We start from the raw sequence: 13693 nt of genomic DNA, 5'->3' as shown, positions 1-13693 counted from the left end.
ATCGGAAAGTAAATTGGTTTCCACTCCAACTGGACGCTTTCCGCGTATCACCCATCGCTTACGCATGAGGTTGTGATGGCTTATCTGTTCACACATCTCACTGGAGTCGCCGTCTGGGGCTCCAATCAATAAACCGGAACAGCTTTAGCATCGATAAAGCGCTAATAAATTTACTCGCATAAACAAAGCTGAAAAACTGTCACCAACCCCAATTTCATCATCTATTTAAGTTCTTAATAGCCATTTGAAAGTTCCTTTGTTTATGTTTACAGTCACTATAAAAAAGAATTGTTAATCAAAATTAACCAATAACTTTAACATAGCCAAAAGAAAAAACCCTTTCCTCAATTAGGAAAGGGTTTTTTACAAAGGGGATGGGAGAAATGTTCACGTTCAAACAAAGGGGTGTATGTTATCTTGTGATTTATTTCACACTCTTACTTTAGCATGCTCCAGTAATAAAAACAACTCCTTGTACTTCACTTTCACAAATTCGTCAAACATTATCCTAGAATTTATATTTTTCCATTCGAGTAAAAGCCACCTCTTCTATTAAGAGATGGCTTTGTCTAATTAGCTCAGTAACTGCTCTAATTCATTTAGTTTTTCTTCAAATACTTTACAAGCCTCTTCAATTGGAGAAGCTGTGTTCATATCTACTCCAGCTTTTTTCAAAACTTCGATTGGATAATCTGAGCACCCAGCTTTAAGGAACTCATTAATATAACGATCAACCGCTGGCTGTCCTTCAGACAAGATTTGATTGCTCAGTGCAGTAGCGGCACTTAGGCCAGTTGCATATTGATATACATAGTAATTGTAATAGAAGTGAGGAATTCTAGACCATTCTAAACCAATTTGCTCATCTATAACAATATCGTCACCAAAATATTTCTTGTTTAGCTCGTAATACACCTCTGTAAACTTATCAGCTGTTAATGCTTCTCCATCTTGGTCTAATTGATGAATGATATGCTCAAACTCCGCAAACATGGTTTGTCTAAATACTGTCCCTCTAAACCCTTCAAGCCAATGGTTTAGTAAATAAATACGTTTCTTAGGATCTTCTATTGTTTTTAGTAAATGATCATTTAACAAAGCCTCGTTACAAGTTGACGCTACCTCTGCAACGAATATAGAATAGTCCCCATACACATACGGTTGATTTTCCCTAGTATAATAGCTATGAATACTATGTCCAAACTCATGAGTAAGTGTAAATAAGTTATTTACGTTATCTTGCCAGTTCATTAAAATATAAGGATTAGTTCCATAAGTACCGGATGAATAGGCACCAGAACGCTTTCCTTTCGTCTCTACAACATCTACCCAACGGCTCTCAAGACCTTTTTTAACGATAGATACATATTCCTCACCTAATGGTTTAAAGCTCTCTAGCATTACAGCACAAGCCTCTTCATACGTATACTCCATTTTCAATTCTTTGACAAGTGGTGTGTACAAATCATACATATGTAACTCATCTACACCTAGAACTTTTTTACGAAGACTGACATATCGATGAAGTAAATGTACATTTTTGTTAACCGTTTCCACTAAGTTATCATAAACCGATTCAGGGATGTGGTTAGCTGATAAAGCAGCTTCTCTAGCAGATGAATAGTTTCTGATCTTTGCATTAACATTATCTGCTTTGATATTCCCACTCAAAGTAGACGCAAATGTATTTTTAAATTTACCATAGGTTTCGTACATACCCTTAAATGCATCCTCACGCACTCGTCGATCTTCACTTTCTAAAAATCTACTATAGCGACCATGTGTAAGTTGTACTTCATTGCCATTCTCATCCTTAATGAAGGGGAATTCCAAATCTGCATTGTTTAACTTACCGAAAGTATCTGCTGATGCCCCGGTCACTTCAGAAAACTGAGCAAGTAGTGCCTCTTGCTCTTTTGGAAGTACATGTGGACGTTCTTTGTTTATCTCTTCTAGCATTTGTTTATATACTTGAAGGTCGTTGTTTTCTTTTAGATAATTTCCTAGTACCGTTTCATCTAAAGACAATATCTCTGGTACTAAAAACGAAAGCTCTGTGGAAACTTTTACGTATAAAGACTTTATACGGCTATCTAAAGCCTGGTATTTACTATTTGAAGTATCTTGATCATTACGCATATGAGCATAAGTATATAGCTTACGTAATCGGCTAGTTAGCTCGTCACGATATGTTAAAACTTCTAATAATGCTTCTGGTCCAGAACTTATTGTTCCTTGATAAGAAGAGGCTTTTTTAGCTAACTCCGCTACTTCCTTAAATTCTTTTTCCCAATCCGCTTCAGTAGAAAATATATCCTCCAACTTCCAAGTAAGACGTTCATCTACTTCACTTCTTGTTAAGATTTTATTTTTTGTATCTGCTGTCAAAATACTCTCTCCTCCTATTGTTTCGAACTACGAACCAATTCTATTTTCTCAATTTTCAGCTCCTTTTGCAAGGAATTGGTTATAAAGTAATTTATGCATTTTGGTATAGTTGCATGTACTCTCTAGGTGAAGTTGTTTCGGTATATCTAAGCATTCCAAGAGAATCGCTACATACGCTTTTAAAGCCTTTATCCGCATTACTAATCGATTGGGATCCTTCCAACGATGAACCAGTAAGAAATAGCGATAGTGTTGGTCGGTAATCGTGTCTAACATCAGACTATTGCCTAGTAAAAAATCGATCCACTGCAGCTGCCATTCACAGGCATGCTCATCAAACGCATCAGCCCCATAAGACGGTACCCCAATAAACAAAGGAAGATTTATAGGATTTATTCTCCACTTATAGCACACCTGTAAAAAGGAAGATTGAATACCTTTACGGTTATATAGATATAAATTTTTTAAACGTTTCATTCTCTTATCTTGGTAGAGTTTTAAATAAGTCTGAAACTCGTGCTCAGTAATTGTTTTAACCATAGCTAAAGGCCATGTTTGCATAGTAATGGGTAGCCTATTAATTTTTACGATAAAATGATTGGAATATAGATAAAGGAGATTAGAAATATAGGAAAAGGATTTGGTTTGAGGACAGTACGTGATTAGAACTTTACCATTCATACTATGATATAAAAGTTCTGTTTGAAAAGCAGAAATCTTCATGGAACCAATTTGCTGAAGGGGAAAATCCAGTGGGTTAGGGGTTTTTAAAACCCAAAGTGGTTTGATATGGACCTGCATATAGCCTTTATTACGCTTTCGTATGATGCTAGTGGGTATTTTACTACACTGATACTCCAGTGCAACCTTTATATTGTCTGTAAAGATTAAAATATCCGGCCTTTGCTTAATATCTAAAATAAATGGTTCCAAATTACAAGGTACTTTTTTACTTTGCAAAAAATCGTACAGTTGAATTTTCCCTCTCAGATGATCTTCACTTTCCCCTTCTGAAAATGACTGTGCACAAACGGTATTATGTTGATGAGCAAAATGAGGAATTTTGATGTTGCCGACTTTTAAAATAAGCGTCTCTTTACATTCAGCACAATTATAGACATTTTGTCTCATCATTTTTAAACTGTCTCTTGAATAATGAGCTGGTATGAAGATTTCGCCGTCCTTTGTTAGGGCTGTTAATATGATAATCACCTCCATTCTTAATATACAAATAAAAGAAATAAAACACAATAATCAAAATCATAATGGTATGAGGTTAAAATTTTTAGCTTCGTTAAAGTTACTAGTTGATTTTGACTAACAATTCTTTTTTTTATAGTGACTGTAAACATAAACAATTGAACTTTCAAATGGCTATTAAGAACATAAATAGATGATGAAAATGGGGTTGGTGACAGTTTTTTAGCTTTGTTTATGCGAGTAAATTTATTAGTTCTTTATTAATGCTAAAGCTGTTCCTATTTATTGATTGGAGCGACAGACGGCGACTCCAGTGGGATGAGTGAGACAGATAAGACATCACAACCGCGCGCGTTAGCGACGGGTTATGGCTTATCGCTCACCCCACGGAAAGCGTCCGGCTGGGGCGGAAATCAATTCTACTCTCTGATCTAAGATTTCTTTGGATTATAAATCAACCCTACCCTTTAACATAGCCAAATTTTTAAAACAAAAAAACCTTCTTTTCAGAAGGTTTTAAAAATGTTTATTTAATTCTTCCATCACATTGGCTGCTATAATTTCTTTGCCATACTCTTGTATTATGTGAATTGTTGTTTTTGTGCTTTGCCCAAACTCTGAAATAACACTCAACGTATTTAAAATAACTTCTAACTCCACCATATCCATATCAAAAATTACGTGTAAGTAATATTTTTCATTATAATGATATAAAGAAGTGTCAAGATCTAAATCATCAAGTTTTTTGGACAATCCAATAACATCTTCAAAATTTTCGAATATAAAAGTATATTCTGCGGGTATTTCATCTAAGTCATCCATATAATTTGAAAAATCATCAAACTCATGTGGCCCCATGGAATTGGAGACAGCACTTTTAAATATCTTGTTTGATAAATCCTCTGCACTTAAGCTATCGTCTGATCGTTCATCTTTTGCCATTTCCGTTCGAGTGACAATCACTTCTAAACCTTTTTCCATCGCATGAACTTGTATCCATAAGGGACCATCTAACTCCTCAAAATGATCATCATCATGAACCTCATCCATCATTTCCCAAAAAAGCTGCTCGCTCTTATCTTTATTAAACCATATTTCATCTCGGCTGAAGCCTCTTTCTTCAATGTCGATGTATGAAATGTATACTTTGAAAGTGTTGTCATTGATGCGCTCGATATCCATTTAACACATCTCCTTTCGCTTCTTCCGCCTCATTATTGTAGTGTCTATTACTATTGTATGTTGTTTAATAAAAAAAGAAAAGGATTCCAGCTTCACTTTTAAAAATATTAATACAACTTTTTATGTTTTTAAAAATTATAACATGAGGCAAGAAAAACTAATAAAGAAAAGCTGATGATTTTCAAAATTTCTTTGAAAATCATCAGCTTAATCCTGAACTAATTCACAAGTCTTTGCGCTTCTAGTAATTGATACGCACGAACTTTTCTAGGTAAAAATCTTCGAATTTCATCTTCATTGTATCCAACTTGTAAACGTTTTTCGTCTAATATGATAGGTCTACGAAGTAAACCTGGATATTCTTGAATTAATTCATATAACCTTTGAAGTGGTAGGCTCTCCACATCAACGTTTAATTTTTGGAATATTTTTGAACGAGTAGATATTATTTCGTCTGTACCGTCTTCGGTCATACGTAGTATTTCTTTAATTTCACTGATACTTAATGGTTCAGAAAAGATATTTCTTTCTGTGTAAGGAATGTCATGCTCTTCTAACCAGGCTTTTGCTTTTCTACATGAAGTACAGCTTGGAGAAGTAAATAATGTAACCATCATATTAAAAAACACTTCCTCTCGATTGTTACTTGTGTTATATAAAGTAGATTATAATTAATTTAATGTAGTTTAGCACTTTTATAGTATACACTAATTAATAAGTATTTAAAATACATTTTTCCAGAAATTTTCTCACTTATAAAGAGTATTTACAATTTGTCCATATAATGAACAACCTGATACATTTTTAGAATAATAATGTTTCTTTAATACAATGATACCCTTTTTTAAAAGCATTTAAACCATATTTTCTAAAAAATATTCATTCTCAATTAGCAGTTCTTTAATGAAAACAACTGTTACACTATATAGTACGTTTTTCATGAAAAAAAGTTTCATTTTATGTTGTAATTAAGGCGCGTTTGCTCATTTTTTAAGTAAAATGATCGAATAGTCAGTTGGATTGGATATCACGTACATCTATAGTTTTAATTTCCCCCATTGTTGTCGCTTTAAGCAACTGTATGGAAGTATCCTATCAAAATAGCAGATAGTAAAAAAGCAAAAGCTCCCTAAATTTTACTTTCGTAAAATCTTGGGAGCTTTTAATCCTAGACACTTGTCACATTAGTTAACTGGTGTATAATCTACACCTGGTGTATATTTATTCCCGGCATTCCATAATAAGAATTCGTTAATACCGGCTTCGTTTAATGCCTTTATTTGAGCCTCTACCTCGGTCTTACCATATACTAAGTAATTCCCCTTACCTAGATAAGAAGCAGTAAAATCTTGTAACCAAGGTCTGGACACTGGAGGGTTTTCTAGCTCTCCTAGCTTGGCATTCTCAACCTTAGCGTATTCTTGGACAAGACGGTATGGTTCTAAATCCGGTTTCGCAATCCCAAAATAAGATGTCCAATGACTTGGATAAATCATGGATGAAATGACATCTACATTTTCCGATATCTTCGAGAAATTTTGTCCGATACCTGGAGCTTCTGGTAGTGTTGCGGAGTATCCAAATATATCAACAGACACTTGTACACCATATGGCTTTAATTTTTCTCTAGCATAAGCAACAAAGTCAGTTACTGCTGAAACTCTACGCTGGGTTGAGTCCAACTCAGATGCCTCATATTTTCCCTTACCATATTCTAATGTAGTGTCTCTTTTTTCAAATCCTTCTGGAAAGCGTACATAGTCAAACTGAACTTCCTTAAATCCCATTTTCGCTGCTTCAATTGCAACTTCTACATTGTAATCCCATACTTCTTGCATAAATGGATTAACAAAAGCTTCGCCTCTTCCATTCTTCCAAACGGAACCATTTTCAACAAATGATAATTCTGGCTTTCTTTCCGCTAGTTCCGTGTCTTTAAAAACAACAACGCGGGCAATCGGATAAATCTCTTTTTTCTCCATCACTTCTAGAATTCCTCTAAGATCTTTTATGTATGGTTTTCCAATTTCATACTTGAACAAAGGTGAATCCTCTTTAGGCTTATAAGTTAGGTTCCCAAAATCATCTTTAATATCGATGACCATAGCGTTTAACTCAGTATTATCCATTAGCTCTACTAATTGATTAAACCTTGAACCGCCTGCTGAGTGACCCGTCACGTACACTCCTCTTACCGCATCAGGATAGTTAAAAGTAAGTCCGGAGTCATAGACAAATAGCTTAGAAGAGGATACTAACGTTTCCTCTATTGAATTAAAGCCAAATTCCTTCGATGTAAAATCCTTCGAGAAAGCTTTTGTTTCAGCTGAAACTTCGAATGGTGTCATCATTAAAACACCTAGCATAATACCAGAAATTACTGTTAATAATTTTTGTTTCATAACCGTCTCCCTTTCTTTACGTCTAACATTCTAACAACTATATCGTACGATGAAAAGAGTACATACGTCTAATATTACAATAAAAATTATAATTAATCTAAATGTTCAGCTATATCATTATTTCTTTTTCACCCTTTTACTCCATAAGCATAGAAATTTTGTATAACTTATTTTTAGCTTTAACTTTGAAAATATATTCTGACAAAAAAAGTAGGCTAATTCGAATTTCTTCGATTAGCCTACTTTTAATGGTTTATTAAATACGTGATTGGGATATAGCTTTTAGTTCTTTAAATTCCTTTTCAGAACAAAATACAAAGTGACCCGGTGTAACTTCACGCATTGCAATTTCTTCCCCATCCGTATATTTGTGCGAAGAAGGATCATAAGACTTACGTACACGAGTACGCTCATAGTTAGGATCTGGAAGCGGGATAGCAGATAATAGAGACTGCGTATATGGATGTAATGGATTTGAGTATAATTCTTCGGCAGGTGCAAGCTCTACTAATTTACCGAAATACATTACACCAATTCTATCTGAAATGTATTTAACCATGGAAAGGTCATGCGCGATGAAAAGATATGTTAAACCCTTTTCTTCCTGCAATTCTTTTAATAAGTTAACTACTTGGGCTTGGATAGATACATCTAAAGCTGATATTGGTTCATCCGCAATAATGAATTCAGGATCTACAGCTAACGCTCTAGCTATACCTAAACGTTGACGCTGACCACCAGAGAATTCATGAGGATAACGTTCAGCATGCTCTTTATTAAGACCCACTGTTTCCAGCAATTCAATTACTCGCGCCTTACGTTCAGTCTGATTTTTAACTAAGCCATGAATATCTAAACCTTCTGCTATGATATCCAAAACTTTCATACGCGGATTTAAAGATGCGTAAGGATCTTGGAAGATCATTTGCATTTTACGGTTAAAGATTTTTAAATCTTTTTTTGATTTTTTATCATGTACGTTTACACCATCATAAATAACTTTTCCGTCAGTAGCATCATAAAGTCGAATAATAGTTCGTCCAGTTGTAGACTTACCACATCCGGATTCACCTACTAAACCCAAAGTTTCACCTTTATAGATATCAAAGCTAATGTCGTCTACTGCACGAACTTCATTTTCTTTACCTTCGTTAAAATATTGCTTTAAATTTTTAATTTCTAGTAATTTTTCAGCCATTAGTTAGTACTCCCTTCGTAGTAACGACTTCCAGGGAAATTTTTCATACGTTCAACAATAGAAGCAGGTGGCTCTACTTTTGGTGCATCGGGATGCAATAACCATGTAGCAGCGTAATGCGTATCACTAACCTTAAAGAATGGAGGAGATTGCTCCATATCTATTTTCATCGCATAGTCACTACGAAGAGCAAAAGCGTCTCCTTTAGGAGGGCTTAACAAATCGGGTGGTGTTCCTGGAATTGCATAGAGCTTTTCTTCAGCAGTATCTAATGAAGGCATAGAGCTTAACAAGCCCCATGTATATGGATGCTGAGGGTTATAGAATATTTCATCTACCGTCCCAGTTTCCACAATCTTACCACCATACATTACAGCTACTCTGTCCGCAACATTAGCTACTACTCCTAAATCATGCGTAATAAAGATGATGGATGTATCAATTTTCTTTTGTAAGTCTTTCATTAATTCTAAAATTTGCGCTTGAATTGTTACATCCAATGCCGTTGTTGGTTCATCCGCAATCAGAATCTGTGGATTACAAGCTAGGGCAATAGCTATAACAATACGTTGACGCTGTCCACCAGAGAATTGATGAGGATATTGTTTTATACGAGCTTCCGGCTTTGGCATACCAACTAGACGCAATAAATCCACCGCTATTTTTCTTGCCTCTGCCTTACTTACTTTACGATGCTTTAAAATAGGCTCCATAATTTGTTTACCTATTGTCATTGTTGGGTTTAAAGAAGTCATTGGATCTTGGAAAATCATAGAGATATCTTTTCCGCGAATCTTTTGCATTTCTCTATCCGTAAGCTTTGTTAAATCTTTACCATTAAAAAGAATCTGTCCATTTTTAAATTCAGAGCTTGATTCCGGTAATAAACGCATAATCGCCTTAGTTGTAACTGACTTACCAGAACCAGACTCCCCTACGATTGCAAGTGTTTCACCTTTTAAAAGATCGAAGTTAACACCACGAATAGCTTTAACTTCACCTGCAAAAGTATGGAAGGAAAGCTCTAGATCTTTAACTTCCAATATTTTATCCATCCTTGCTTTCCTCCTTTAGTCTTTCATTTTTGGATCTAGCGCATCTCTTAAACCATCACCAAGAAGGTTAAAGGACAGCATTAGTAAGCTTATAATTACAGCTGGGAATACTAAAATATGTGGCTGGAATTTTAGTAATTTAACTCCATCATTAATTAGTGTACCTAAAGAAGCTGCAGGCGGTTGTAATCCTAACCCGATAAAGCTTAAGAAAGCTTCGAAGAAAATCGCACCAGGTATAGTAAACATCGTGTTAATAACAATAATACTTAAAACGTTTGGTAGAATATGTTTTGTTATGATTCTGTTATTTGAAGCACCTAACGTACGAGAAGCTAAAACAAATTCTTGGTTTTTATATTTCAAAACCTGAGCTCGAACAACGCGAGACATACCTATCCATCCAGTTATCGTAATGGCAATAATAATTGCCGTGATACCAGGATCCATAAACATAATCATGAGAATAACAATTACTAGATTCGGAATACCAATTAGAATCTCTACTATACGCTGCATAACATCATCTACACGTCCACCGTAGTAACCCGAGATACCTCCATAGGCCACTCCAATAACCATGTCAATTAGCGCTGCCATGAATGCGATGAAAAGTGACACCTGAGTTCCTTCCCATACTCGAGCAAACATATCACGACCTAGACCATCTGTTCCAAACCAATAATAAGTATCTACATTTTTTAATTCATATAAATTGACTTCTTTACCTGCCAAGTTTCCATATCCGTCCATAATTCCAAGCTTTTCGATTCCTGGAACTTTTGGTGGCAAGTTAGCATGTGTAATTGTTTGTGTTTCTGCATCATGAGGGCCAATGTATGGACCAATCAATGACATAAGAATAATAAATACTAGTATAAAAACACTGACTATAGCAGCTTTATTTTTTCTTATACGATACCAAGCATCTTTCCAAAAGCTTACGCTCGGTTTAGAAATTCTCTCCGCTTGACTGCTATCTACATGGATTCTATCAAATGAATCAGCAGGTAATTTTTTCAAGTCTTGACTCATTAGTTTTTACCTCCTGACAAACGAATACGTGGATCAATGATTCCATAAAGTAAATCTATAATGAATATTACAACAATTAAGAATACAGAGAAGAAAATCGTAGTACCCATAATAATAGAATAGTCATTTACATTAATAGATTTTACAAATTGTTCTCCGATTCCTGGGATAGCAAAGATTTGTTCAATTACTAATGACCCAGTTAACAATCCTGCTGCCATCGGACCAAGTACAGTCACTAACGGAATCAAAGCATTTCGCAAAGCATGTTTAAATGCTATTTCAGTACCATTGGCTCCTTTAGACTTTGCTAATGTTATATAATCAGAGCTTAAAACTTCTACCATCTCGGTTCTTATAAAACGAGCTGCAGTAGCCAGTGGTCCCAGTGCTAATGCAATGGAAGGCATAATACTTGAGGCCCATCCATCTTTCCATAAAGCTACCGGTAGAATTCCCCACTTTACACCTAACCAATATTGTAATACTGTGGCAAACACGAACGATGGTATAGAGATACCAATAATGGCTATGATGGTACTTCCATAGTCCCAAAATGTATTTTGTTTTAATGCAGCAATCATTCCTAAAAGAATACCTACTAGTACTCCGGCAATAAGACCTTGGGCACCAATTTGGAACGATGGTCCAATACGACTTAAAATCAAATCAGTAACTTCAGCATTTTTGAACTGAAACGAGTTACCTAAATCACCTTGAACTAAGTTAAGCATGTAATTTACATACTGGACGGGAACTGGATCATTTAATCCATATTTCGCTTCCACTATTTCAAGTTGAGACGGGGATAGTTTTGAAGCAGAGCTTATAGGGGATCCTGGTAGCGTCTTCATTAAGAAGAATGTAGCTGTCGCAATCAGGAAAAGCGTGATAAACATATAAAAAACACGACGCAAAATATATTTCGCCATCTTTGCACCTCCTAAATTATTTAATAAATTATAATTTTACTAATCTATATATTAAACAAAAAAAATAGTAATTTGTCAAAATCATATTTTATAGTAAAAATATTGCGTATATTTCGACTCATTTAAAAAGAGAGTATATGTTCCGAAAGGAATACATATACTCTCATTTTATGAGATTTTTAAAACTTTAAACTATCTTAGTTTTTACCTTCGATATATGCCCATTTGTAGCTATAGTCTCCACCGAATGGGTGAGCAACGATACCTTTAACATATGGTTTTTGAAGTTGCATAAGACCACGTTGGTAAATTGGTCCAATAGCATAGTCTTCAGCAATTAGAAGTTTTTCAGCATCAGCAAGTGCTTGCCAACGAGCTTCTGTATCTAATGCTAATTCATTGTTAGCAGAAGTTACTAACTCATCATATTTCGGGTTAGAATAAGACATTTGGTTGTTACCACCATCAGTTAACCATAAGCTCATGAATGTGTAAGGATCTTGGTAATCTGGTCCCCATCCAGCAACTTGAATGTCATAGTCTTGGTTTGTATCAAGATCTAAGCGCACTGCAAATGGTACTTCTTTAAGAGTAACAGTTAAACCTGGTAAGTTTGTTTCTAATTGATTTTTGAAATACTCATCCATCTTCTTAGAAAGATCAGAGTCTCCGCCAAGAATTTCTAGAGTAAGCTCAGTAACTCCTAGTTCTTTTAAGCCTTTGTCCCAAGCTGCTTTTGCTTCTTCTACGTTAAATGTAGACATATCTCCATTAACTTCGCGGAAATCATTAGCATCTTCGTCAAAAGTGAATCCTTGTGGTACTAGGTAATGAGCAGGTACAGAACCATTAGCTAAAACTACTTTAACTAAATCTTCTTTGTTGATAGCTTTTGAAACTGCTTCACGAATATTTACGTTAGCAAGTGGAGTAGGTTCTCCATTACGTTCTTGATTGTATTTGAAATAGAATACTGATGTTTCCATTTCTGTTACTAGTTCTGGATCATTAGCATATTGCATTGCATACTCACCAGATAGACCAGTACGGTCTTTTTCACCATTAGTGTAAAGGTTAACCGCTGTAGCTACTTCTTTAACTACATCATAGTTAATTTCAGTAAGTTTCACAGTATCTTTATCCCAATATTGATCATTTTTAACTAGTTTCCAGCTTAAGCCTGTTCCATCCCAATCTTGTAAAGCGAATGGTCCGTTGTATAAAAGTGCTTCAGAGTTTTTAGAGTAATTTTCACCTTGAGTTGTAACGAATTCTTCTTTTTGTGGTAAGAATGTACCAAATGACATTAATGATAAGAAGTAAGGAACTGGTTTTTCAAGAGTAACTTCTAATGTTTTCTCATCTAGAGCTTTAACACCTAATTCAGTATACTCAACTTCTCCAGCTACAATTTTAGATGCATTTGCGATTACGCCTTCCATCATATATGGACCGTATTCAGAAGCAGTATCTGGGTTCATAGCACGTTTCCAAGCGAATTCAAAGTCATTTGCAGTAACTGGTGTACCATCAGACCAATTAGCGTCACGTAATTTGAACGTATAAACTAATCCATCTTCAGAAACTGTTGGCTCTCCATCAGAAATTGCTGGTACAGCTACATTTTCTTGATTCAAACGGTAAAGACCTTCATTTACGTTGTTTAGTAGATCGAAACCTACTGAGTCAGTTACTAAAGCAGAATCAAGAGTTGGAATTTCAGAACCCATGATTAAGTTTAATACTTGCTCTTCGTCTAATGTTGCTTCTTCAGCACCATCGTCTTCTTTTTCTCCATCTGTTTCAGTTGCTGGTTCGTTAGCTGGTGTTTCTTTAGCCTCATCGTCGCCGCCACATGCAGCTAGGAATAGACCTACAACTAACAGTAGGCTAAGAAGCCATACTAATTTACTATTCTTCACAAAAATAACCTCCCTAATATTCAGAAAAATTCATTACATTTATTATTATACATTTTATAAGAGAGTTGTACATACCTTTTTTTAAATATTTTTACAATCATGTAACAAAATCATTACATTGTCCTAACGAATTAGGAAGATTCTTAACTATTTTGTTAATTATCTTTTATATTTTTAGCTTTGTTAAAGTTATTGGTTGATTTTGATTAACAATTCTTTTTTATAGTGACTGTAATAATTAAAAAAGGAACTTTCAAATGGCTATTAAGAACATAAACTAGATTATGAAATTGGGTTGGTGCAGTTTTTAGCTGTGTTTATGCGAGTAAATTTATAAGCACTTATCGATGCATTAAAGCTGTTCCCATTTATTGATTGC

Annotated in this window: 10 protein-coding genes; all 10 read right to left on the bottom strand. The window is 34.9% G+C overall.

The window, feature by feature from the left end:
* Positions 1–573 precede the first annotated feature (573 nt).
* The 10 genes from pepF to NSQ95_RS05175 all read right to left on the bottom strand — a co-directional run bounded on the left by pepF (position 574) and on the right by NSQ95_RS05175 (position 13314).
* The gene (gene pepF / locus NSQ95_RS05220) at positions 574–2388 is read right to left on the bottom strand and encodes an oligoendopeptidase F (RefSeq protein WP_340884574.1); all 1815 of its coding nucleotides are present in this window, start codon (positions 2386–2388) and stop codon (positions 574–576) included.
* Positions 2389–2436: 48 nt separating this feature from the next.
* Positions 2437–3606 (bottom strand): competence protein CoiA family protein, encoded by a 1170-nt coding sequence (locus NSQ95_RS05215; RefSeq protein WP_169361196.1) that lies wholly within the window; start codon positions 3604–3606, stop codon positions 2437–2439.
* 498 nt (positions 3607–4104) lie between these two features.
* Positions 4105–4770 carry an adaptor protein MecA gene (gene mecA / locus NSQ95_RS05210; RefSeq protein ID WP_169361197.1) on the bottom strand — a complete coding sequence of 222 codons (666 nt, stop codon included), beginning with the start codon at positions 4768–4770 and terminating at the stop codon, positions 4105–4107.
* A 218-nt stretch (positions 4771–4988) separates the two neighbouring features.
* Positions 4989–5384 (bottom strand): transcriptional regulator SpxA, encoded by a 396-nt coding sequence (gene spxA, locus NSQ95_RS05205; RefSeq protein WP_053590237.1) that lies wholly within the window; start codon positions 5382–5384, stop codon positions 4989–4991.
* A 570-nt stretch (positions 5385–5954) separates the two neighbouring features.
* Complete coding sequence (locus NSQ95_RS05200; RefSeq protein ID WP_298466625.1) at positions 5955–7172, bottom strand: putative glycoside hydrolase; 1218 nt, start codon at positions 7170–7172, stop codon at positions 5955–5957.
* Positions 7173–7428: 256 nt separating this feature from the next.
* Complete coding sequence (locus NSQ95_RS05195) at positions 7429–8370, bottom strand: ATP-binding cassette domain-containing protein (RefSeq protein ID WP_169361199.1); 942 nt, start codon at positions 8368–8370, stop codon at positions 7429–7431.
* Complete coding sequence (locus tag NSQ95_RS05190) at positions 8370–9425, bottom strand: ABC transporter ATP-binding protein (protein WP_340884584.1); 1056 nt, start codon at positions 9423–9425, stop codon at positions 8370–8372. Before NSQ95_RS05190 ends, NSQ95_RS05195 begins: the two co-directional genes overlap by 1 nt.
* Positions 9426–9440: 15 nt before the next feature.
* A complete protein-coding gene (opp3C, locus tag NSQ95_RS05185; RefSeq protein ID WP_169361201.1) occupies positions 9441–10460 on the bottom strand; it encodes an oligopeptide ABC transporter permease in 1020 nt (339 codons plus the stop codon).
* Complete coding sequence (gene opp3b, locus NSQ95_RS05180; RefSeq protein WP_169361202.1) at positions 10460–11392, bottom strand: oligopeptide ABC transporter permease; 933 nt, start codon at positions 11390–11392, stop codon at positions 10460–10462. The genes opp3C and opp3b overlap by 1 nt, the downstream gene beginning before the upstream one ends.
* A gap of 197 nt (positions 11393–11589) precedes the next feature.
* A complete protein-coding gene (locus NSQ95_RS05175) occupies positions 11590–13314 on the bottom strand; it encodes a peptide ABC transporter substrate-binding protein (RefSeq protein ID WP_340884589.1) in 1725 nt (574 codons plus the stop codon).
* Positions 13315–13693: the final 379 nt, after the last annotated feature.

Source organism: Psychrobacillus sp. FSL W7-1457, from assembly GCF_038593405.1.
GTDB lineage: Bacteria > Bacillota > Bacilli > Bacillales_A > Planococcaceae > Psychrobacillus.
This window is presented reverse-complemented; position numbering and strand designations above follow the sequence as displayed.

Bases quoted from the DNA above. Each gene is read 5' to 3' on its own strand.
- opp3b (WP_169361202.1), bottom strand. From the start codon at position 11,392: ATGGCGAAATATATTTTGCGTCGTGTTTTTTATATGTTTATCACGCTT.
- NSQ95_RS05200 (WP_298466625.1), bottom strand. From the start codon at position 7,172: ATGAAACAAAAATTATTAACAGTAATTTCTGGTATTATGCTAGGTGTT.
- NSQ95_RS05195 (WP_169361199.1), bottom strand. From the start codon at position 8,370: ATGGCTGAAAAATTACTAGAAATTAAAAATTTAAAGCAATATTTTAAC.
- NSQ95_RS05215 (WP_169361196.1), bottom strand. From the start codon at position 3,606: ATGGAGGTGATTATCATATTAACAGCCCTAACAAAGGACGGCGAAATC.
- spxA (WP_053590237.1), bottom strand. From the start codon at position 5,384: ATGGTTACATTATTTACTTCTCCAAGCTGTACTTCATGTAGAAAAGCA.
- NSQ95_RS05190 (WP_340884584.1), bottom strand. From the start codon at position 9,425: ATGGATAAAATATTGGAAGTTAAAGATCTAGAGCTTTCCTTCCATACT.
- opp3C (WP_169361201.1), bottom strand. From the start codon at position 10,460: ATGAGTCAAGACTTGAAAAAATTACCTGCTGATTCATTTGATAGAATC.
- mecA (WP_169361197.1), bottom strand. From the start codon at position 4,770: ATGGATATCGAGCGCATCAATGACAACACTTTCAAAGTATACATTTCA.